Source organism: Photorhabdus cinerea (assembly GCF_011189575.1).
Classification (GTDB): Bacteria; Pseudomonadota; Gammaproteobacteria; order Enterobacterales; family Enterobacteriaceae; genus Photorhabdus; species Photorhabdus cinerea.
Window position 1 is genome coordinate 1 of record NZ_PUJW01000002.1, and the last position, 22,829, is coordinate 22,829.

Genomic DNA, 22,829 nt, shown 5'->3' on the forward strand with positions numbered 1-22,829 from the left:
TCAGTTTTACGGAGCTGAGCAGCAGCTATCGGGTCACCCGCGTGACGGTGGACAAAGAGGACCCGCTCTATAACAACGGTACCGACACTTATACCTTCACAGCAACGGTGGAGGATGCGTATGGCAACCCGGTAGCGGATAAACCGATTGATATTGACTGGCAGACAGATAAAGCGGTGGCCGGGTTGAAACTGACGAAGCAGAGCAGCCCGGTGAGTAACGCGCAGGGGCAGGTCACGGCGACCTTAAGCAGCACAGTGGCGGTGACGGATGTGCAGGTGTCGGCGAAGACCGCCAGCCAGCCAACGGCGGTGAATGCGGATAAAACCGTCAGCTTTGCGGAGCTGAGCAGCAGCTATTATGTCGCCAGCGTGACGGTGGATGTGGATAAAGACAAGCTGCGCTACAACAACGGCACGGACAGTTATACCTTCACGGCGACGGTGAAGGATGGGCATGGCAATCTGGTGGTGGATCAACCGATCGAGATTGACTGGCAGACAGATAAAGCGGAGCCCGGGTTAAAACTGACGACACAAAGCAATTCGGTGAGTAACGCACAGGGGCAGGTTACCGCGACCTTAAGCAGCACGGTGGCGGTATCTGATGTGCAGGTATCGGCGAAAACTGCCAGCCAGCTAGCGGCGGTGAACGCGAACGGGAAAGTCAGTTTTACGGAGTTCAGCACCAGCTATTATGTCGCCAGCGTGACGGTGGATGTGGACAAAGACAAGTTGCGCTACAACAACGGCACGGACAGTTATACCTTCATGGCGACGGTGAAGGATGGGCATGGCAATCTGGTGGTGGATCAACCGATCGAGATTGACTGGCAGACAGATAAAGCGGAGCCCGGGTTAACACTGACGAAACAAAGCAATTCGGTGAGTAACGCGCAGGGGCAGGTCACGGCGACGTTAACCAGCACGGCGGCGGTGACGGATGTGCAGGTGTCGGCGAAGACGGCCAGCCAGCAGACGGCGGTGAACGCGAACGGGAAAGTCAGCTTTACGGAGCTGAGCAGCAGCTATTATGTCGCCAGCGTGACGGTGGATTTGGACAAAGACAAGCTGCGCTACAACAACGGCACGGACAGTTATACCTTCACGGCGACGGTGAAGGATGGGCATGGCAATCTGGTGGTGGATCAACCGATCGAGATTGACTGGCAGACAGATAAAACGGAGCCCGGGTTAAAACTGACGAAGCAGAGCAGCCCGGTGAGTAACGCGCAGGGGCAGGTCACGGCGACCTTAACCAGCACGGTGGCGGTATCTGATGTGCAGGTATCGGCGAAAACCGCCAGCCAGCCAACGGCGGCGGTGAATGCGGATAGAAAAGTCAGTTTTACGGAGCTGAGCAGCAGCTATTATGTTGCCAGCGTGACGGTGGATGTGGATAAGGACAAGGAGCATTACAACAACGGCACGGACAGTTATACCTTCACAGCGACGGTGAAGGATGGGCATGGCAATCTGGTGGTGGATCAACCGATCGAGATTGACTGGCAGACAGATAAAGCGGAGCCCGGGTTAACACTGACGACACAAAGCAATTCGGTGAGTAACGCACAGGGACAGGTCACGGCGACCTTAACCAGCACGGTGGCGGTGACGGATGTACAGGTGTCGGCGAAAACCGCTAGCCAGCAGACGGCGGCGGTGAATGCGGATAGAAAAGTCAGTTTTGCGGAGCTGAGCAGCAGCTATCGGGTTACCCGCGTGACGGTGGATAAAGAGGGGCCGCTCTACAACAATGGCACGGACAGTTATACCTTCACGGCGACAGTGGAAGATGCGTATGGCAAGCCGGTGGTGGATAAACCGATCGAGATTGACTGGCAGACAGATCCAACGGTTGACGGATTAATCCTGACAAAACAAAGCAATTCGGTGAGTAACGCACAGGGGCAGGTCACGGCGACCTTAAGCAGCACGATGGTAGCGATTGATGTACAAGTGTCCGCAAAAACGGCTACCCAGCAAACGCTGATGAATGCGGATAAAAAAGTCAGTTTTATCAGCCCTGATGAGCTTGCTTCTCTTACTGTTAGCCCAGATCACGTAACAGAAGGAGAAGGCGCAGAGCATACTTACACCTTTACTGCCACTGTAAAAGATTTTTCCGGGCAGGCAAAAAGCGGTGCTACGGTGGCTTGGAGTGCAACAAATAGCGAGGGAGTTACCATCACTGATAAAAACCTAGTTACTCAGGTAGTGGGTGATGGTAAAACAGATGCTGATGGGAAAGCGCAATATCAGATATATAGTAAAAGTGGTGGGTTTGTTGCTGTTATGGTAACGGCCAAAGTGAATGATTCATCTGTTGGTTCTAAGAATAAAACAGTGGAAATTAAGGCTAATGAGCAGGATGTTGCTAACTTCTTTATATCGGATTATCACCATAAAGATGGAGAATCTCTCGGGCGTTCAGTACCAAAGGAAAGAATGAACTTTGGCTGGCAAAGAATGAAGTTTAAACCTGAGTATTTGCATGGAAAAATAGGAATATCTGGTGGTTATATTGGAGTATATGACTCAAGTAATAGGAACGTAATTGATGTGGATGGGGAGAGTTTTCAAGTTAAAAAAGCAGGAATGGTTACATTAACTGCAACGTTTACACACCCAGAATCTGGTCGGTATTTAAAATATGTTATTCCCGATGTGAAAATTAACCACTTTGTAATTGTTGATTCTAACCCGATAGGGCCGGGGGTTGGTTACCCTGACCTGAATAGTCGTATTGACATGAGTAAACCTTTACCTCGTTGTACAAGAGGAAATAGGATAAAGGAGAGTGATCTTGGTAGCTCAATTGATTATCTGGTTAATGATTTGAATTTAAATCTTATGAAAAAAGGTTTGTTAGGTAATCCAAATACAGGGCTAGTTAATAAAAGAATAACAATGGGAGGGTTGTATATAGCAGGACAAGAGAAAATTCAGGCTCATTTGCTGGATAATAACGATCTAGATGCAGTGGCTTATGCAGTTTTATGTGAAGAGTAGAAAGGAAATAATAGGTAGTGAGCATTATTGTTGAAGCGCACTATTTTGATAGAAAATTAGGTGTTTGTTACTGATTGGTGTTTAATTCTAATATGAAGTTTAATATGTTAGCACTTACAGCAGATATAGTTTCAGGAATAACGGTTTTAGAAGCGTGCCCAATTGTCATTACTGTGACTTATAGTGAAAATGTAGCCATGCTATCTTCTCGTTATTTGAATCGATCCAGTCCCTAATGAACGATCACAGAAGTTTCTTGTGCATTAGCTGTAGCTGGAATTTTTACTCATCAAGATTATTTAGAATTTGAACAGTGAGGGAAAATCAATTATTTGATTATTCAAGGAAGGGACTTGGATGCTTATGTTGTAGGGCTGGAAGTTGAAATCAATGTAGATGATGTTATTGATGTAAGTGTTTACGCTAATGGTATTATGGGAGCGGAGTTAGATTTAAGTATTTATTACTATTGATCCTCATACATGAATCTAAGGAAGATACGGAGGTTAGAATAATAGAATAAGTGTTATTCAGCTTGGTCAGTCGCTTTTTTCATATATGGACTCATATGCTGATAGTTTCCGACTTAGTTTTTTGAATGTGAGGAGGAAGCACCGTATCCTATTTTACGATATCTTTTGGATAAAGAATATATTGCTATTACAGTAATGGTTAAAGCGAATAATTTATTTATGTGACAAACAGGAAGGAGGTAATAGAGAGTAAGCATCGTTGTATAAACGCATTATTTTGATAGAAAATTAAGTGTTTGTTACTGATTGGTGTTTAACTTTAATATGAGGTTTAATATGTCGACACTTACAGCAGATATAATTTCAGGAATAACGGTTTTAGAGGAGTGCCCGGTTGTTATCACAGTGACTTATTCAGGTGATGATGCTCATAAAGTAACGGAAACGACTGACATAGTGCACAGTACCCCCAAAAATACCTATTTTGATAAAATTCCTCGTATTTCAAGAGATGTTGAGAAAAATACCTGTACTGCAAAATTTGTTGTTACTGCTGCTTCTGACGCTGGTGATTTTACCATAGAATTTTCAATAGATAAGGCTACGGACCCCGATGCTAAATTAGAAATTGCATTTCATTCTATTGATAAAAACGGTTTTTCATATGCAGCATTTGAACCTATAGTTATTGGTGATGCGTTGATAAAAGATTTATCTCCGGCAGCGGATAATGAGACACCTTCTTCATTTAATGGCAACCTCCTCGTTAATCTATATGCGTTGAATAAAACAAATGATCCATTACCCTATTTTCAAATTCCTCTGGTAACTGATAGGATAGTGCGTATTTTTGGGTATGATGGAGAAAAAATTACGGAGGAAATATCTCCTTTTATTCAAAAATTAAATAGTAATAAATATTATATTAATACGGATAAAAACGGTTTTGTTGCTTTAACGGTTTTCCCCAGTCAGAAAGGGAAGGGGAACTATGCAGTTGATATGTTTACAGAATTGCCGGATTTTTCAAAGAGAGCTTCATCGAATATTCTGTTTATTACAAAAGATATTAACCCAACGCTTGCAACGCCAGATATTGAAGAGTTGAATGGTAATAAATTATCGCCATTAGTAGGAAATAGTAGTACAGGTTTCCATGTGAGTATTCCATTCTATGAAGGTGTTAGACCGAGAGATAGAATTTTCTTAATGATCAGAGAAGATAATGACGAAACACCAAGTGCGTCTGTTGTCATTACTGATCTGAATCAGTTGAATAATCCATTTATTTTAGTTCCATATGCTAGTGTTCCAAATATTGGAGATAATGAATTATATTATTATAGGGCTGATACAACAGGAAATATAACTATGTCATCTGCCCTCTATTTTAATCTAACGAGGTCAACACCAAATGTACCACCAGAGATTAAGCGTACATTAGCTGCACCTAGAATTTTTAGTCATATACTACAGTTGGAATTCGGCTGGCCAGCTTGGATCAATCTTAACGATATATTAGGCGGAGGATTAGATGCCCATATTACTGTGGATAAAAAAAGTGGAATAGAGGTAAATAATATTATCAATATACGTGTTTATGTTAATGGTATTATAAATGATAATCCATCTTCGAAACTTTATCCTATTGAGCTTCATACGGTAACTGCCGAAGAAGTAGCGGCAGGAGAAGCTATTATTCCGCTTGGTCAGGCCGCTTTTGCTAATATAGATTCATATCGTGATGGTACTCCAGGTTCGGTTTATATCACTTACAGCGTAGGCAAAAAAGAATCTAAGATTTGGTTTGGATACATTGATACTGTTCCGTAGACTCATATCGTGATGACGAGCCAGGCTTAGTTTATATTACTTACAGTGTAGGTCAAAAGGAATCTAAGATCTGGTTTGAACATATTGATATTGTTCCATCTGGACAATAGATTTAGTTGATTGAGTTTTTTCCTGTTTATTGGGAAACGCATAAGCATTTTCCATCTTTATGAACATATTTCTTATTGGTGAACTGGCGATTTCTTTATTACCGAGCTATAATGTTTTATTAGTGTTGTTATTTTCAATCAATGAATCAATGAATCATGGAATTAATGATGATAGTATGAATAATGTGAGGTATGGAGAAAAGTGATTTAACAATTACCGTAATCTTAATCCCAGATATATTATAACTATATAGAGTATACTTGGATATAAAGCTTATGCTTCGAGTAAGGGTTTGTTGTTATTACATTAACGGCTAAAGTAAATAATTTATTTGTGTGACAAACAGGAAGGAGATAATAGAGAGTAAGCATCGTTGTATAAACGCATTATTTTGATAGAAATTAGGTGTTTGTTACTTGTTGGTGTTTAACTTTAATATGAGGTTTAATATGTCGACATTTACAGCAGATATAATTTCAGGAATAACGGTTTTAGAGGAGTGCCCTGTTGTTATCACGGTGACTTATTCAGGTGATGATATACATAAAGTAACGGAAACGACTGACATAGTGTACAGTCACCCAGAAAATACCCGTTTTGATAAGACTCCACGTATTTCAAGGGATGTCAAGAATAATATCTGCACTGCGAAATTTATTGTTACTGCTGCTTCTGGTGCCAGCGATTTCGTCATAACATTTTCAATGGATAGGGTTACGGACCCTGATGCTAAATTGGAGATTGCATTTCATCCTATTGTTAAAAATGATTTTTCACATGCTGCGTTTGAACCTATCATTATTGGTGATTCGTTGATAAAAGACTTATCTCCGGCAGCAGATGATGAACGACCTTCTGAATTTAATGGCAGCCTGCTTATTAATATCTATGCGTTGAGTAAAACAAATGAGCCGTTACCCTATTTTCAAATTCCTCTGGTAATTAATAATTTAGTGCGTGTTTTTGGGTATGATGGAGAACAAATTACGGAAGAAATATTGCCTCTTGTTCTAAATTACGATAATAATAAATACTATATTAATACAAATAATGAAGGTTTTGTTGCTTTAAAAATTTTCCCCAGTAAAAAGGAGAATGGTAATTATACAGTTGATATGTTCACAGAATTACCGGATTTTTCAAAGAAATCTTTATCAAATATTCTGTTTATTATAGAAGACATTGATCCAACGCTTGCGGCGCCAGATATTGCAGAGCTGAATGGTAATAAATTGACTCCATTAGAAGGAAATAGCAGTACAGATTTTCATGTGAATATTCCATTTTATGAAGGTGTTAAACCGAAAGACACAGTTTTCCTAATGATCAGAGAAGGTAATGATGAAACGCCAAGTGTGTCTACTGTCATTAATGATCTGAATCAGTTGGATAATTTATTTATTCCAGTTCCATATGCCAATATTCCAAATATTGGCGATAATGAGTTATATTATTATATTTCTGATGCAGTGGGAAATATCACTATGTCATATGCCCGCTATTTTGATTTAACGAGGTCAGTACCGAATGAGCCACCAGAGATTAGGCGTATATTAGCGAGACCTAGAATTTTTAATCATAGACGGCAGGAGGAATTTGGCTGGCCGGGTAAGATTAATCTTGAATATATTTTAGGTGGAGGATTGGATGCTCATATTGCTGTGGGTAAAAAAAACGGAATAGAAGTAAATAATGTCATTAATGTACGTATTTACGTTAATGGTATTGTAAATGAGAATCCATCCTCAAAGATTTATTCTGTTGCACCTCATACGGTAACTGCTGACGAAGTGGCGGCTGGAGAGGCTATTATTCTGCTTGGTCAGGCACCTTTTACTAATGTAGATTCATATAGTGATGGTACGCTAGGCTCGGTTTATATCACTTATAGCGTAGGCAAAAAAGAGTCTAAGATTTGGTTTGGACATATTGATACTGTTCCACCTAGGAAATAAATTTAACTGATTGAGCTTTTATCTGTTTATGGAAAATGCGTAGGCGTTTTCCATTTTCCCGGACATGTTGCTTGTTTTGTGAACTAAAGATTTCTTTATTACCGAGCTATATTATTTGGTGTTTAACTTTAATATGAGGTTTAATATGTCGACACTTACAGCAGATATCGTTTCAGGAATAACGGTTTTAGAAGAGTGCCCGGTTGTTATTACTGTGATTTATTCAGGTGATGAAACTCATAAAGTAACGGAAACGACTGATATAGTGTACAGTGACCAGCAAGATGTCAGTTTTGATGAGATTCCTCGTATTTCAAGGGATGTTAAGAATAATACTTGCACTGCAAAATTTGTTGTTACTGCTAATTTGGGCGCCAATGATTTTACCATAACATTTTCAATGGATAAGGCTACGGACCCCGATGCTAAATTAGAGATAGCATTTCATCCTATTGATAAAAATGGTTTTTCACATGCAGCGTTTGGACCTATCATTATTGGCGAATCGTTGATAAAAGATTTATCTCCGGCAAAGGATGATGAACGGCCTTCTGAATTTAATGGCAGCTTGCTTATTAATCTATATGCGTTGAGTAAAACAAGTGAGCCGTTACCCTATTTTCAAATCCCTCTGGTAACTGATAGGGTAGTGCGTATTTTTGGTTATGAAAGAGGGCAACTTACGGAAGAAATATCTCCTTTTATTCGAAAATTAAATAGTAATAAATACTATATTAATACGGATGAAAACGGTTTTGTTGCTTTAAGGGTTTTCCCCAGTCAGAAAGGGAAGGGGAATTATGCGGTTGATATGTTCACAGAATTGCCGGATTTCTCAAAGAAATCTTCATCAAATATTCTGTTTATTACAAAAGACATTGCTCCAACGCTGGCAACGCCAGATATTGTAGAGTTGAACGGTGATAGATTAACACCACCAGTAGGAAATAGTAGTACAGGTTTTCATGTGAGTATCCCATTTTATGAAAGTGTTAAACCGAGAGATAGAATTTTCTTAATGATCAGAGAAGATAATGATGAAACGCCAAGTGTGTCTGCTGTCATTACTGATCTGAATCAGTTGGATAGTCCGTTTATTCCAGTTCCATATGCCAGTGTTCCAAATACTGGCGATAATGAATTATATTACTATATGGCTGATGCAACGGGAAATATAACTATGTCATCTTCCCTCTATTTTAATTTAACGAGGTCAGTACCGAATCAACCACCAGAGATTAGGCGTACATTAGCGGCACCTAGAATTTTCACTCATAAAGATCAGAGCGAACTTAAACAGCGAGGCAAGATTAATCGTGCAAAAATTTTAGGTGGAGGGCTGGATGCACATATTGCTGTGGGTAAAAACAATGGAATAGATGTGGATAGTGTTATCAATGTACGTATTTACGTTAATGGTGTTGTCAATGATATTCCATCTTCAAAAATTTATTCTCTTGAACCTCATACCGTAACTGCCGATGAAGTGGCGGCAGGCGAAGCTATTATTCTGCTGGGTCAGGCACCTTTTACAGGTGTAGACTCGTATGATGATGGACCAGGATTAGTTTATATTACTTATAGTGTAAGAATAAAGGACTCTAAGGTTTGGTTTGGCCGTATTGATACGGTTCCATAACTGATTGAGCTTTTATTTATTTGCTGGAAAACGCTTGAGCATTTTCCATTCTTCCGAATATGTTTCTTATTTGTGAACTGGCGATTTATTTATTGCATAACTGTAATATTTTATTAAGCGTTATCATTGTATTTTCAATTAATAAATCATGGAGTTAATGGTGACAATATGAATAACGGCATCTCAAGTGTGATTATCACAGAAAACGCGGCGATAAGTGATTTAACCGATTACCCTAATCTTAATCCCAAAAATATTGTGACTATATATGGTCTACCTGGATATAAATTCTATGCTACGACATCTATCGGTGCTTCTATTGTAGATGATAATATTGATGTGGATCAGATCACATTGACGTTAGATGAGACTGGAGCAGGACATTTTTATGTTCGTTCTCCGTTTGAACATAAAAATATTGAAAATAGCGAAGAGTTTTCGGCTTTTGTGATGATTTCCCCACAAGAGGATATGAATAAGGTAATATCTTTCCCGCTTATTTTTGGTAATTATCGTCAGTCTGATGAAGCGATAGTATTTACCGCCTATAATTATACTACAGGTGCTCCGGCAGATGGGAAGACGCCTTGCTCGATATATCTTTTTATTGATCGCGAAAATAATGATGATATTAACCAAATCCGTATAAGAGTGAATAATAATGCAGTCATTGAGGGTTATAATAAAGACTGGGCAGATATTCCATTAAAGGAGGATGGTAGTGCGACAGTGAATGTGACTAGCAACACAGCAGGTAAAGTTAATGTTTGGCTAACAGCACCTGATTCAGATTCAGGGGATACAGTCAATTTTATTTTATCGTTTAGACCGATTCCAATGGAGGGTGAAATATGATTACCAATCACGAAAATATATTTATTCCTTTATCGTCGCCAGAATTGCCGCAAGCAGATAATGATGGTTTGATTGATGTTTCTGTTCAACAGAACCAAGATTTAATTATCAAAGTACCTTATCATAAGAAGATAAAAATCTGGGATGTGATAGTGGTAAATGTTGGGGGGATTTTTTCTCACCCCTATTATGTTCAGAATATTAATCTTGATTTTTTTACTGTAATTATGCCGTTCTCTGAAATACCAGATGGTTGCTATAATGTGACTTATACATCAGCGGATGATTTCGAGAATGAAAATTTCTCTAAACCGACTGTTATTAAAGTTATTAATTCTCCATCAATAAAATTATTACCATCGATTTATCCAGATGCAACATCTAGCGTTATTCACTATTCGTCTCTTGTACAACATCATGGATTAAATGTGCATATTAGTTATAAGCAGATGCAGAAAGGCGACAGCGTCATATTCCACTGGCAAGGATATAACTTCAACTATGAGCCAATTGCGAGGGCGGCCTGGGATGCACAACCAATAACGGTCAGTGATGAAGATGTTAAGCAGGGTTATGTTTCTTTAGTGGTGCCGGCGGAAAATGTTCTTTGTTTGGGGCAGGAAGGAGTGGGAACCGGGTATTATGAGGTTGGTAATGCTATTTCTGCTCCAGGTTCAGTGATATTGTCGCTAATGGATATGTCGTCTGTCATGATATCAATTAGTGAAGGTGCGCCGATGGTATCTAATGAATATCCCAGAATAAAGCCGAAAAATTTGGTTGCGGTTTATGGGCCACCAGGAAAGCGGTTATCGGCTAGTGTTGAGTCGGGCAATATTGTTGAAGGGGATGATACAAAATATCAATTTGCCCCCAATAGTTTCGGTCTGGCTTATTTCCATTTGCAATCTGAGGAAACGGGTAGTTTTCGCTGTACTGTTTCTGCGGAGGATGGGACTGTAACACCGGGTGTAGGTCAGGCGATATTTAGTGAGTGGAGAGATGGAGGAGATATTATTAAAGCTTATGCATTTACCTCTGAAGTACCTGCTGATGGTATGAGTGTTTGTAGTGGTTATGTTATTGTGGACCGTACTATTTATTCCGGTAAAAGATTACTTGTTCGTACTGATGGCTCCTCGATAATTTCAGGTTTTGGTGATAACGAGAGAGAGTTGCAGGTTGCAATTAGTCAGGATGGTTGTACAACTTTCCATATAACTAATACCAAAGCAGAAAAAAATAATGTGATAATAAGTTTACCCGATACTGATAAGTCGATTCAATTTTCTATTAATTTTAAATATTTTCCTTCTATTTAGTGTAAGGAATATTGTTATTATCAAGTTGAAATCATTTTATTTTTAACTTTAAATCGATGATAACATATATAAATATACATAATAGTGATAAATTAGGAGAATGAAATGAATGATGAACAAGCACCAAAAGATGCTAAAACATTAAGTTGGGTATCAAGTAAAAAAATGGAAACTGCGGATAAGCCTATACATATTGGTATAAACGTAATTCAAGATGGTTATTTATTGCATGGGATGAATGTAATTTTAACATTAGATAATGAATCTATGGTATTTAAAGAAAATAATGAGCGTAAAATTACAAAAAATACAGGAGTAATGGGTGAAGCATCAGTTGAAATTATCTCTGTTGGTTCAACTCCGTGTCAAGGAAATGTAGATGCCTATTTGGACGGTGATACTCAAATAAAAGCCTCTCCTCTCCAGATAGAGTTTACTGCTGTCCCTCAATGTGTGGCAGGTATTAATCTTGACCGAGAAAAAAATAATGTATGGGCTAATAGTACCGATGAGAATAGCGTAGTTGCAACTGTGTATGATCAGTTTGGTAAAGGAATTAAAGACCAAGAAATAATCTTTCATGTAGATAGTGGGGCAACGGTATTTCCATCGTCGGGTATAACAGATAAAGATGGTAAAATAACGGTTTCAATACAATCTGATAGCGATGGCAAGGTGATACTAATAGCACGAGTGGGAGATATTATAAAGGGTATAGCTGTGAGTTTCACATATAATCCATATCGGTTAAAGATCACAAAATCTCCGTCTGGGTTGTCTTCATTTTCGAGCGGTATTATAACTGGATATTTATATAAGAATGGTATAGGTGAACCTAATGTAACCATGGCAGTATCTACGGGATCTTATCTGTCAGTGAGTGATAAAGACAAAAATATGACTACCGATAAAAATGGATATTTTAGCTTTAGTGTTTATTCTACTTATACTCAAGGGTATTCGCCTCATCGTCATGTTCCTCCTATGAGTAAATTTTCATCTGTTGGTATAAGTTGTATAGATGGACTGATATATTATCAAACGTGGATAACGTTAACCCCAGGGCTATGTTAGTTAGTAATAGTAGGCTCTGGATATTTGGGGGGATGCTGATTGCATGATTACTTATTGGAAAATTGGAGAAATCCCCTATTTTTAGCCGTTATCATACAGTTTGAAAATAAGACGATTTTTATTATCTCGATAAGAAGCACTAATTGAAAATATATAACCTGGATGGAATTTCACAACTATCATTGTTATACATCAATATTTAGTTAAAAACCTAAACTTCTCTTTAACTGAAGTTCAGGCCACCTAACTCATTATTTTTTCATGTTATTTCTTATAATGATTAGGGTGTGGTTATTAAATCTCCTTTAGTTGTGATCGTACCCGCAATGACCTTTTACCAAATAGGGCTATACTATCTATAGCCTATGGATTTCAAGATGCTTCTCGACGGCAAGGGCGCGAATCCCCGGGAGCATAGATAACTCTGTGACCGGGGTGAGTGAATGCAGCCAACAAAGCAGCAGCATAGCCATAGATGGTCACGTCACGTATAGCTGTAGATAGTCACTGCCTCAATTACGCCTACTGGTATAGGTTTTTAGTAAGCATTAACTTTGGAGTTTTTGGTTCTTAGTGTTCGCGAAAAGAGTTGGAGGTAAGGTATGAAACGTCAAAGTGCCTTCATAGTGGGTAATGTATTAATGGGCATCGGTATGTTCACTATAGTTAGCAGTCTGGTTTATACATTACTGCCCCACATTTTCAGTCTTGGCTGGCCTGAGTTTTTATCTGAAGCAGCGCTATTGGGTGTCTTTATTGGCGCTCTTGTTTGGCTGGCTGGCGCCGGTGTTGGAGGTCGGGAAGGTATAGCAGATCGTTACTGGTGGTTGAGAAATTACGATGAGCGCTATCGTCGAAATGATCATCGGTATCCATAATAATAAATATGTTTAGTCACAGCTTGTGTTAAATGGAGCTATATTATTATGACTCCAGGTAAACAGAAAACCCGTTGAGGCTTTTATACAACGGGTTTTTTCTTAATAAACGATGCTATAAAACTTAGTGTTCAAACATCGCAGAGATTGACTCTTCATTGCTGATACGGCGGATCGCTTCAGCTAACATACCTGACAAAGTCAGAGTACGAACTTTATTTAAAGCCTTGATCTCAGCAGACAGCGGAATGGTGTCACAGACAACCACTTCATCAATAACGGAGTTTTTGATGTTGTCCACCGCGTTGCCGGAGAAAATGGGGTGAGTTGCGTAAGCAAATACACGTTTGGCTCCACGCTCTTTCAGTGCTTCGGCTGCTTTGCATAATGTGCCGCCGGTATCGATCATGTCATCGACCAATACGCAGTCGCGGCCAGCGACATCACCAATAATGTGCATCACCTGAGAAACGTTAGCGCGTGGGCGGCGTTTATCGATGATAGCCATATCCGTATCGTTCAGTAGCTTAGCGATGGCACGAGCGCGGACAACCCCGCCAATATCCGGGGAAACAACGATAGGGTTTTCCAGCTCTTTTTGTAACATATCTTCCAGCAGAATTGGGCTGCCAAATACGTTATCAACCGGAACATCAAAGAAACCTTGAATCTGTTCAGCATGCAGATCAACTGTCAGCACGCGGTCTACGCCGACACTGGACAGGAAGTCTGCAACCACTTTGGCGGTAATCGGCACACGGGCTGAACGGACACGGCGGTCCTGACGGGCATAACCGAAGTAAGGGATTACTGCGGTAATACGTCCTGCGGAAGCGCGACGCAGTGCATCAACCATAACGACTAATTCCATCAGGTTGTCGTTAGTCGGTGCACAAGTGGACTGGATGATGAATATATCACCACCGCGCACATTTTCGTTAATTTGCACACTGACTTCACCGTCGCTGAAACGGCCGACAGCAGCATCTCCGAGGTTAGTGTACAGGCGGTTGGCAACACGTTGTGCTAGTTCCGGGATAGCGTTACCAGCAAAAAGCTTCATATCGGGCACGAGAAAGACCTCAGGCTTGCGTCCAGAGAGATATTGTTGACCAATACTAAATAACAATATTTATTCATTGGTTCAATAACACGGGTATCCCAGAGCGGAAATTGTGCAAAGGTGAATTGTTTACGCCACGCGCAACAAAACCATGCAACCACTCAGGGGCTTTATTTAACACCTTACGGGCCGATGCTTCTGATTCGAATTCACCGAATATACATGCACCGGTTCCGGTCAGGCGCGACGGCGCGTATTCTAGCAGCCATGAAAGAAGCTGTTCAACCTCACGAAAACGTTTTCTTACAAGAGGCTCACAATCATTTGCGTACGGAGCCTTTAATAACGCGGCCAGAGAGCGAATTGGTGTATCACGTTTTAATTCTGGATCTGTGAAGATGCGCAGGGTTGAGATTTCAATACCAGGGTGAGCAACCAGATACCATTTTTCGTCTGGTTCTGCTATTTGCAGGATTTCACCAATACCTTCTGCAAACGCCGCGTGACCCTTGATAAAGACGGGGACGTCAGCACCAAGACTCACGCCAAGGGTTGCCAGTGTTTCGTCTGTGAAGCCCGTTTGCCAGTGATAATTCAGTGCGATAAGCACAGTAGCGGCATTAGATGAACCACCACCTAATCCACCGCCCATTGGCAGACGCTTATTGATGCTGATATCAGCGCCTTGATGAGCAATGCCAGTGCCATGTTGGTGGCTGTAGGATTGCAATAGACGTGCTGCGCGAATGATCAGGTTGTTATCGTGTTCTACACCGTCTACTGGTGTCAGTAAACGAATTTCATTATCTTGGCGTGGGCTAATTGTAATTTCGTCGCCATAATCAAGAAACTGAAATAGCGTTTGCAATTGGTGGTAGCCATTAGCGCGACGACCGGTGATATAGAGAAATAGGTTAAGTTTTGCCGGTGAAGGCCAGGTTAAAGTCATTATTTTGTGGTCCAGTTATCCATTTTTAGTTTAATGCGGCGATCGCCCTGAGTCAGCTCAAGACGGTTAGGAAGGGCGGGGATCGTTGAGGTATCGTAGGATTGATAATTAACTAACCATGTTGCACCATTGTGTCGATAACTGACAGTTTTCAATAAATAGCCAGAATCAAGTTTAAAGTCTTTTGCTTCACCGGGCAGACCGGTTATCCAATGTCGCAGATTATCCAGTGGAATATGCATATCGGTGAGTTGATAAATTATCTCCTCAGGATTATCACTGAAATATTTTTTGCCTTGGTTATCTGTTAACTGAGTCATACCGGGTTGAACGACTAGTTCTAATTCAGTACTGCCCAGGGGATTAGTCAGCAATAAACGGTAGCGTTCTGGGTTATATTGATGCCAGAAAAAACGCGCATAAACTTTTTTCTCATTAGTCAGATAAGCAAAAGATCCACGGGTTTGATATTGATTCAATTGCTGTAATTGTTGTGCGCGTGCTTGCCACTGAGGAGAATCAGTGGACCCGGTTCCTACCGGCTGTATTGTTAATGTACAAGCGGTTAGTAGCACACAAGAGAGTGGCAGTAGGCGGAGTGGTAGTAGGCAGAAGAGTGATAATTTTTTCATTGGCTTCATCGATAATCTCTGTTTAACAGCATGAAAATTTTTACATTACTTAATAATGAAGAATAAAGTATTAATCCAGTTAAATTTCGAAAAAATATTCTGAATAATGATATCAGACGTTGCTGATTGTCTTTTATTGGTCTGGCGTATCAAGTAGAATGCACAGCTTAAGAAGAGTCCTTATTAAGGGTGATGATTTCATCAAATAAAACATTTTTACGATGAATTGTCTCTCTGCTGATAACTCAATGCAGTTCATATGACTTTGTTAGCACTTGGTATCAACCACAAAACTGCGCCTGTATCTCTGCGTGAACGGGTGACTTTTTCCCCTGACGCGATTGGGGAGGCACTTGATAACCTTCTCCAGCAGCCGCTGGTGAGGGGAGGCGTTGTGCTATCAACCTGTAACCGTACAGAACTTTACCTCAGTGTAGAGCAGCAGGATAATCTGTATGAACAGTTAATCAACTGGTTATGTGAATACCATCAGCTTAATCCCAGAGATTTGAAATCCAGTGTTTACTGGCATCACGATAATGAAGCGGTTAGCCACTTGATGAGAGTGGCGAGTGGGCTGGATTCATTGGTACTTGGGGAACCTCAGATTCTTGGACAAGTGAAGAAAGCATTTGCGGAGTCGCAGCACAGCCAATCCTTATCAAGCGAGTTGGAGCGATTGTTTCAGAAATCATTTTCTGTTGCCAAGCGCGTCAGAACTGAAACTGAGATTGGCTCAAATGCGGTTTCAGTTGCTTTTGCGGCTTGTACCCTGGCACGGCAGATTTTTGAATCACTTTCTGAGCTGAATATTTTGCTGGTAGGTGCAGGTGAAACCATTGAGCTGGCAGCCCGCCACCTGAAAGAGCATCGAGTGCACCATATGATGATCGCTAACAGGACGAAAGAAAAGGCGCAGATATTGGCTAATGAAGTTCAGGCTGAAGTGATTACTTTGCCTGAAATTGATACACGCTTAGCTGAAGCTGATATTGTTATCAGTTCAACCGCTAGCCCTTTACCCATCATTGGGAAAGGCATGGTTGAACGTGCATTAAAGTTACGTCGTAATCAACCGATGTTGCTGATTGACATTGCAGTTCCCCGTGATATAGAGCCTGATGTGGAAAAACTGAATAATGTCTATCTCTACAGTGTTGACGACTTACAAGCAATTATTCAGCAGAATCTTGCACAGCGTAAAGCAGCGGCTATCCAGGCTGAATATATTGTTCAGCAAGAAAGCGGTTATTTTATGGACTGGTTACGTTCACAAGGAGCGGTAAACTCAATCCGTGAATATCGTAATCAGGCAGAGCGGGTGCGGGCTGAAATGACAGCTAAGGCGTTGTCTGCTATCAATCAGGGGGCTGATATCGAACAGGTAATAAATCAGTTGACCCATCAATTGACGAACCGCTTGATGCATGCTCCTACCAAATCACTCCAACAGGCTGCCAGTGATGGTGACCTGGAGCGTCTTAATTTATTACGTGACAGCCTTGGGCTGGAACAGAATTAACCATATCTCTGAATAGGGTCTGAAACCACGAATGAAGCCTTCTATTGTTGCTAAATTGGAAGCATTACAAGAACGTCACGAAGAAGTTTTGGCTCATCTCGGTGATGCCGGTGTGATTGCTGATCAAGAACGTTTCCGTGCTTTGTCACGGGAATATGCTCAACTGACTGATGTGACTAATTGTTTTAAGACTTGGCGTACCGTTCAGGATGATCTTAAAGCAGCTGAAATAATGCTTGATGACCCTGAAATGCGAGAAATGGCACAGGAAGAGATCAAGGATGCTAAAGCCCGTAATGAGGAGTTGGAGCAGCAACTGCAACTGCTGCTGTTGCCGAAAGATCCTGATGATGAACGTAACTGTTTTCTTGAGGTTCGTGCTGGAACCGGTGGTGATGAAGCGGCTATTTTCGCCGGGGATCTGTTTCGTATGTACAGTCGTTATGCGGAATCTCGCCGTTGGAAAATAGAAGTGATGAGCGCCAATGATGGTGAGCACGGTGGTTACAAAGAAATTATTGCTAAAGTTTCCGGTGAACAGGTTTATGGTCATCTGAAATTTGAATCTGGTGGCCATCGTGTTCAGCGTGTACCAGAAACCGAATCACAAGGGCGTATTCACACTTCTGCTTGTACTGTTGCTGTTTTGCCGGAGATCCCGGAAGCAGAGTTGCCGGAAATCAGCTCGGGTGATTTGCGTATTGATACGTTTCGTTCATCTGGTGCGGGTGGACAGCATGTAAACACCACGGATTCAGCAATCCGTATCACGCATATTCCAACTGGCATTGTCGTTGAATGTCAGGATGAACGTTCACAGCATAAAAACAAAGCGAAAGCGATGTCTGTATTAGCGGCACGTATTCGCGCCGCGGAAGTTCGTAAACGTCAGGAAGCAGAAGCTTCTGAGCGCCGTAATTTGCTGGGTTCCGGTGATCGTTCAGATCGCAACCGTACTTATAATTTCCCACAAGGACGGGTGACGGATCACCGCATTAACCTAACTTTGTATCGCCTTGATGAAGTGATGGAAGGCAAATTGGATATGCTTATTCAGCCGATTGTTAATGAGTATCAGGCCGATCAATTATCAGCTTTGTCAGAGCAGGATTGATGGATTATCAGGGATGGCTCAAACAAGCCACAATACAGTTAGCAGCAAGTGACAGCCCTAAACGGGATGCAGAGATTTTGTTGGGGGTCGTCACTCGCCATGCCCGGACTTATATATTGGCATTCGGGGAAACCCAGATCTCTCCAGAACAATTTAGCCAGCTCGAGGCTTTATTAGCCCGCCGGGTAAAAGGTGAACCCATTGCTTACATTACCGGCGAGCGTGAATTCTGGTCGTTGCCATTGAATGTTTCTCCTGCCACATTGATCCCGCGTCCTGATACTGAATGTCTGGTTGAAAAAGCGCTTGAACGGTTACCACTAACATCTTGCCACATTCTGGATTTGGGCACAGGAACGGGGGCGATTGCGTTAGCGATTGCCAGTGAACGCTCTGACTGTTGGGTGACAGGTGTTGATATCAATCCTGATGCAGTCATTTTGGCACGGGGCAATGCTGAAAAACTGAAAATACAAAATGTGGATTTTCTGGAGAGCAGTTGGTTTTCTTCGTTGAATAATCAACAGTTTGATATGATTGTGAGTAATCCGCCTTACATAGATGAAGCAGATTCCCATCTGTCGCAGGGTGATGTTCGGTTTGAGCCTGATAGTGCATTAATTGCGGCAAAACAGGGAACGGCTGATCTGAATACGATTATTGATCTGTCGCGTAATTTTTTGTTACCTGATGGATGGTTGTTACTGGAGCATGGTTGGAAACAGGGAGACGTTGTAAGAAGCCTATTTTCTGAGAGTGGTTATCAGCAGGTGGCTACTTTTCAGGATTATGGCGGTAACGAACGAATAACACTGGGCCAGTGGAAAAGTGATGAAAGCCATAGCTGATTATGAATTTAATAACGCATCTTTAAGTAGTGGTATCCTATTAATATCAAAAGCCATTCGCTCTGACTTCCCTCAGCGTTCAGTGGAGATGCGGCTTCAGGCATTGATTGATGAAGCCAAGCGTGAAATATCTCCACAGATGAATAAAGAACAACAACTGGAAAAATTACTAACGCTTTTTTATCAGAATTGGAAATTTGGCGGTGCTAGTGGTGTTTATTGCCTGTCAGATACATTATGGTTGGATAAAGTACTGCATTCTCGTCAGGGTTCTCCGGTTGTTTTAGGGATAATTCTTATCCATATTGCTCAGGCTTTAGAACTGCTATTTATGCCGGTTATTTTTCCAACACAGTTGATTCTGCGTGTTGATTGCCTGGATAAACCAGCAAGGTTTATTAATCCAATCAATGGTGAAACTTTGAGTGAATACATGCTTGATGTGTGGCTTAAGGGTAATATTAGCCAAACTGCTAAATTAGCAGCGGATGATTTACAGGAAGCCGATAACATCAGCATTGTACGCAAAGTGCTGGATACAATAAAAGCCGTATTAATGGAAGAAAAGCAGATGGAATTAGCATTGAAAGCCAGTGAAGCTGTTCTGATGTTTGAGCCGGATGACCCTTATGAAATACGTGATAGAGGGCTGATTTATGCCGAACTTGATTGTAATCATATTGCGGTTTCTGATTTGAATTATTTTGTGGAACACTGTCCGGAGGACCCTGTCGCAGAAATGATCAGAATGCAGATATATTCCATTGAGCAGCAATGCATTGTGCTGCACTGATTTATCCAGTTAATTTATTTGCCCTTAACAGAAGGTATAAGTATGCAACAGAAAGTGGTTAATATTGGTGATATCAAGGTCGCGAACGATCTGCCGTTTGTTCTCTTTGGTGGTATGAATGTCCTTGAGTCACGGGATTTGGCCATGAGTATTTGTGAGCACTATGTGACAGTGACGCAAAAACTGGGCATTCCTTATGTTTTCAAAGCCTCCTTTGATAAAGCAAACCGATCATCAATTCACTCTTATCGCGGCCCGGGTCTGGAAGAGGGAATGAAGATTTTTCAGGAGCTGAAAAAACAATTCGGTGTGAAAATTATCACTGATGTGCATGAACCCGCACAAGCTCAGCCAGTGGCGGAAGTAGTTGATGTGATTCAACTTCCTGCATTCCTCGCGCGTCAGACAGATCTGGTTGAGGCAATGGCTCGCACTGGCGCGGTGATTAACGTTAAAAAACCACAGTTTGTCAGCCCAACTCAGATGGGAAATATTGTCGAAAAATTCAAAGAAGGCGGTAATGATCAGGTGATCTTGTGTGACCGCGGTAGCAATTTTGGTTATGACAATCTGGTTGTGGATATGCTGGGATTCAATGTCATGGCTCAGGCAACCGGGGGGCATCCTGTAATTTTTGATGTGACCCATTCACTGCAATGTCGAGATCCGTTAGGTGCTGCATCAGGTGGCCGTCGTGCTCAGGTTGCTGAACTGGCGCGTGCCGGAATGGCGGTCGGTATTGCTGGTCTGTTCCTCGAAGCTCATCCTGATCCAGCGAATGCCAGATGTGATGGCCCATCGGCATTACCGTTGGCAAAACTTGAGCCATTCTTGATTCAGATGAAAGCCATTGATGACGTGGTAAAAGGTTTTCCAGAACTGGATACCAGTAAATAAAGTCGTTTTCTGATGTCACGCATCAAATGATGAATAGGTCTGGCGCTGGATTACAGCGCCATTATTTTGAAACAGTTTACCAAACGACTTTTTATTGCGGTTTTAGTTAACTGTTTTGCAATTGAAATGTAATTCTTCCATGGCTTGTGGCAATGTTGCATGGAAACTAAGGTGATTTTCAATTAGTTGAACTCTGGCTCTGGCTAGCGTTTTTAACGGTTGAAATGGAATATCACAAACAGCGATATATTTATCTTTTCCCACCTCATCAATAAAGCGCTGGAAAGCATGTAATCCGCCCGCATCCAGTACAGGAACGGCATCCCACTGCATGAGGATCGTCTGATAACCTGCACTTTCTTCTTTTAATTCTGTGAAGATACGTTCAGCCGCAGCGAAGAATAGCGGGCCATTGATCCGAACAACCAATAGTTTTTTGTCTCTATCTGTCTGTGACAATTGGCTAATGCGGGTCATATTAGCGATTCGACGCATGAACAACAGCGAAGCCAATACGATACCAATCGTAATTGCGATAACCATATCAAACAACACCGTGAGCGACATACAAAGCACCAGAACAATAATGTCATCCCTTGGTGCGCGGCGAATCAGATCGATAACTTTATGTACTTCGCTCATATTCCAGGCAACTATCAGCAACAGGGCAGACATAGCGGCGAGCGGAAGATAAGAGAGCATGGGAGCTAATACTAATAAAGTCAGTAGAACTAGTAGAGAATGAACAATGGCTGAAACGGGTGACGTTGCACCGGCCCTGATGTTGGCGGCTGAACGGGCAATTGCGGCAGTAGCGGTAATGCCACCGAAAAAGGGAACGACAATATTACCCAATCCCTGACCAATCAATTCACTGTTTGAATGGTGCTTTTTGCCTGTCATACCATCCAAAACGACGGCACAAAGCAGCGATTCAATCGCACCTAACATGGCCATTGAAAAGGCAGCGGGCAATAGGGCTGAAATTGTCGCCCAATTGATCTCAATGTTATGGGTACCCGTATCAGGTAAATGCCACGGTAAAACAAATTGAGGCAGGATTGGCGGGATACCTTGGCCTTGTGTGCCATCATTGAGAATATAACTGAACTTAGAACCAATGGTAGCGGCATCCTGACCAAATAAACTCATCATCCCCATCACGGCAGATCCCGCGATTAAAGCCGGAAGATGCCCGGGTAATTTTAGCCCCAGCTTAGGCCAATAAATTAGCACTGAAAGGGTAGTCAGGCCGATCAGCGTATCACTCAGATGTAGGGTTGGCAGCGCTTGAAATAGAGCAGCAACCTTATTGATATAATTCTCTGGTACATGTTCCAGTTGCAGACTAAAAAAATCTTTTACTTGCATGGTTGCGATAGTGATAGCGATTCCGGAAGTAAAACCCAGTGTGACGGGAAGTGGGATATATTCTATTAGCTTCCCAAAACGGGCTAATCCCATAACCAGCAGGATAATGCCCGACATCAACGTCGCAATGAGCAAGCCACTCAGGCCAAATTGTTGAGATACCGGGTAGAGAATGACGACGAAAGCGGCGGTAGGGCCGGAGACGCTATAACGAGAGCCGCCAGTTATTGCAATAACAATACCGGCGATAGCTGCGGTATAAAGCCCATATTGCGGAGCAACACCACTCCCGATAGCTAACGCCATAGCGAGTGGGATGGCGATAATACCGACAGTAATACCGGCAATAATATCTTTAATTAAACGGGTAAAAGAGTATGGTTCTTTCCAACAAGCATCAATAACAGCACTAAACGGCCGTATGCCGTTCATTCTACGAGTTTTCATCTGTGCATAAGCCAAAAAAATAATAAAAAAAGCAATAAGGGA

General features: G+C 41.6%; 17 protein-coding genes. 13 read left to right on the forward strand and 4 right to left on the reverse strand.

Annotation, left to right across the window (positions count from 1 at the left end; all coding sequences use genetic code 11):
- The 8 genes from C5469_RS02110 to ychH all read left to right on the forward strand — a co-directional run.
- On the forward strand, positions 1-3,011 hold a 3,011-nt coding region (locus tag C5469_RS02110; protein WP_207628670.1), incomplete at its 5' end, for an Ig-like domain-containing protein.
- An 809-nt stretch (positions 3,012-3,820) separates the two neighbouring features.
- Positions 3,821-5,317 carry a hypothetical protein gene (locus tag C5469_RS02115; RefSeq protein WP_166301709.1) on the forward strand — a complete coding sequence of 499 codons (1,497 nt, stop codon included), beginning with the start codon at positions 3,821-3,823 and terminating at the stop codon, positions 5,315-5,317.
- A gap of 560 nt (positions 5,318-5,877) precedes the next feature.
- Positions 5,878-7,383: a hypothetical protein gene (locus C5469_RS02120; RefSeq protein WP_166301712.1), complete on the forward strand. Its 1,506-nt coding sequence runs from the start codon at positions 5,878-5,880 to the stop codon at positions 7,381-7,383.
- Positions 7,384-7,528: 145 nt separating this feature from the next.
- Complete coding sequence (locus C5469_RS02125; RefSeq protein ID WP_166301715.1) at positions 7,529-9,022, forward strand: hypothetical protein; 1,494 nt, start codon at positions 7,529-7,531, stop codon at positions 9,020-9,022.
- 168 nt (positions 9,023-9,190) lie between these two features.
- The gene (locus tag C5469_RS02130; RefSeq protein WP_166301718.1) at positions 9,191-9,877 is read left to right on the forward strand and encodes a hypothetical protein; all 687 of its coding nucleotides are present in this window, start codon (positions 9,191-9,193) and stop codon (positions 9,875-9,877) included.
- Complete coding sequence (locus C5469_RS02135) at positions 9,874-11,199, forward strand: hypothetical protein (RefSeq protein ID WP_166301721.1); 1,326 nt, start codon at positions 9,874-9,876, stop codon at positions 11,197-11,199. The genes C5469_RS02130 and C5469_RS02135 overlap by 4 nt, the downstream gene beginning before the upstream one ends.
- A 105-nt stretch (positions 11,200-11,304) precedes the next feature.
- On the forward strand, positions 11,305-12,273 hold the full coding sequence (locus tag C5469_RS02140; RefSeq protein WP_166301724.1) for an Ig-like domain-containing protein: 969 nt from the start codon (positions 11,305-11,307) through the stop codon (positions 12,271-12,273).
- A gap of 602 nt (positions 12,274-12,875) precedes the next feature.
- The gene (gene ychH / locus C5469_RS02145) at positions 12,876-13,151 is read left to right on the forward strand and encodes a stress-induced protein YchH (RefSeq protein ID WP_166301727.1); all 276 of its coding nucleotides are present in this window, start codon (positions 12,876-12,878) and stop codon (positions 13,149-13,151) included.
- A gap of 124 nt (positions 13,152-13,275) precedes the next feature.
- Here ychH and prs read toward each other — a convergent pair whose 3' ends face one another.
- The 3 genes from prs to lolB form a co-directional block, all read right to left on the reverse strand.
- Positions 13,276-14,223, reverse strand: coding sequence for a ribose-phosphate diphosphokinase (gene prs / locus C5469_RS02150; RefSeq protein ID WP_015834664.1), 948 nt, complete (start codon positions 14,221-14,223; stop codon positions 13,276-13,278).
- 64 nt (positions 14,224-14,287) lie between these two features.
- Positions 14,288-15,163: a 4-(cytidine 5'-diphospho)-2-C-methyl-D-erythritol kinase gene (gene ispE, locus C5469_RS02155; protein ID WP_166301730.1), complete on the reverse strand. Its 876-nt coding sequence runs from the start codon at positions 15,161-15,163 to the stop codon at positions 14,288-14,290.
- Positions 15,163-15,804, reverse strand: coding sequence for a lipoprotein insertase outer membrane protein LolB (gene lolB / locus C5469_RS02160; protein WP_166301733.1), 642 nt, complete (start codon positions 15,802-15,804; stop codon positions 15,163-15,165). Before lolB ends, ispE begins: the two co-directional genes overlap by 1 nt.
- 250 nt (positions 15,805-16,054) lie before the next feature.
- On the opposite strand from lolB, the gene hemA reads away from it, so the two are divergent.
- The 5 genes from hemA to kdsA are packed head-to-tail and all read left to right on the forward strand — an operon-like array spanning position 16,055 to position 20,969.
- Positions 16,055-17,317: a glutamyl-tRNA reductase gene (gene hemA, locus C5469_RS02165; RefSeq protein ID WP_166301736.1), complete on the forward strand. Its 1,263-nt coding sequence runs from the start codon at positions 16,055-16,057 to the stop codon at positions 17,315-17,317.
- A 31-nt stretch (positions 17,318-17,348) separates the two neighbouring features.
- A complete protein-coding gene (gene prfA / locus C5469_RS02170; RefSeq protein ID WP_166301739.1) occupies positions 17,349-18,431 on the forward strand; it encodes a peptide chain release factor 1 in 1,083 nt (360 codons plus the stop codon).
- Entirely contained in the window at positions 18,431-19,279 is an 849-nt protein-coding gene (gene prmC, locus C5469_RS02175; protein WP_166301742.1) for a peptide chain release factor N(5)-glutamine methyltransferase, read from the forward strand. The genes prfA and prmC overlap by 1 nt, the downstream gene beginning before the upstream one ends.
- Positions 19,263-20,072, forward strand: coding sequence for an invasion regulator SirB1 (sirB1, locus tag C5469_RS02180; RefSeq protein ID WP_166301745.1), 810 nt, complete (start codon positions 19,263-19,265; stop codon positions 20,070-20,072). The genes prmC and sirB1 overlap by 17 nt, the downstream gene beginning before the upstream one ends.
- 42 nt (positions 20,073-20,114) lie before the next feature.
- On the forward strand, positions 20,115-20,969 hold the full coding sequence (gene kdsA / locus C5469_RS02185; protein ID WP_166301748.1) for a 3-deoxy-8-phosphooctulonate synthase: 855 nt from the start codon (positions 20,115-20,117) through the stop codon (positions 20,967-20,969).
- A 102-nt stretch (positions 20,970-21,071) separates the two neighbouring features.
- Here the strand turns inward: kdsA and dauA are convergent, their stop codons facing one another.
- The gene (gene dauA / locus C5469_RS02190) at positions 21,072-22,787 is read right to left on the reverse strand and encodes a C4-dicarboxylic acid transporter DauA (protein ID WP_166301751.1); all 1,716 of its coding nucleotides are present in this window, start codon (positions 22,785-22,787) and stop codon (positions 21,072-21,074) included.
- Positions 22,788-22,829 lie beyond the last annotated feature (42 nt).

Bases quoted from the DNA above. Each gene is read 5' to 3' on its own strand.
- C5469_RS02115 (WP_166301709.1), top strand. From the start codon at position 3,821: ATGTCGACACTTACAGCAGATATAATTTCAGGAATAACGGTTTTAGAG.
- C5469_RS02135 (WP_166301721.1), top strand. From the start codon at position 9,874: ATGATTACCAATCACGAAAATATATTTATTCCTTTATCGTCGCCAGAA.
- lolB (WP_166301733.1), bottom strand. From the start codon at position 15,804: ATGAAGCCAATGAAAAAATTATCACTCTTCTGCCTACTACCACTCCGC.
- hemA (WP_166301736.1), top strand. From the start codon at position 16,055: ATGACTTTGTTAGCACTTGGTATCAACCACAAAACTGCGCCTGTATCT.
- sirB1 (WP_166301745.1), top strand. From the start codon at position 19,263: ATGAAAGCCATAGCTGATTATGAATTTAATAACGCATCTTTAAGTAGT.
- dauA (WP_166301751.1), bottom strand. From the start codon at position 22,787: ATGAAAACTCGTAGAATGAACGGCATACGGCCGTTTAGTGCTGTTATT.
- C5469_RS02140 (WP_166301724.1), top strand. From the start codon at position 11,305: ATGAATGATGAACAAGCACCAAAAGATGCTAAAACATTAAGTTGGGTA.
- C5469_RS02130 (WP_166301718.1), top strand. From the start codon at position 9,191: ATGAATAACGGCATCTCAAGTGTGATTATCACAGAAAACGCGGCGATA.
- ispE (WP_166301730.1), bottom strand. From the start codon at position 15,163: ATGACTTTAACCTGGCCTTCACCGGCAAAACTTAACCTATTTCTCTAT.
- ychH (WP_166301727.1), top strand. From the start codon at position 12,876: ATGAAACGTCAAAGTGCCTTCATAGTGGGTAATGTATTAATGGGCATC.
- prmC (WP_166301742.1), top strand. From the start codon at position 18,431: ATGGATTATCAGGGATGGCTCAAACAAGCCACAATACAGTTAGCAGCA.
- C5469_RS02120 (WP_166301712.1), top strand. From the start codon at position 5,878: ATGTCGACATTTACAGCAGATATAATTTCAGGAATAACGGTTTTAGAG.
- C5469_RS02125 (WP_166301715.1), top strand. From the start codon at position 7,529: ATGTCGACACTTACAGCAGATATCGTTTCAGGAATAACGGTTTTAGAA.
- prfA (WP_166301739.1), top strand. From the start codon at position 17,349: ATGAAGCCTTCTATTGTTGCTAAATTGGAAGCATTACAAGAACGTCAC.
- kdsA (WP_166301748.1), top strand. From the start codon at position 20,115: ATGCAACAGAAAGTGGTTAATATTGGTGATATCAAGGTCGCGAACGAT.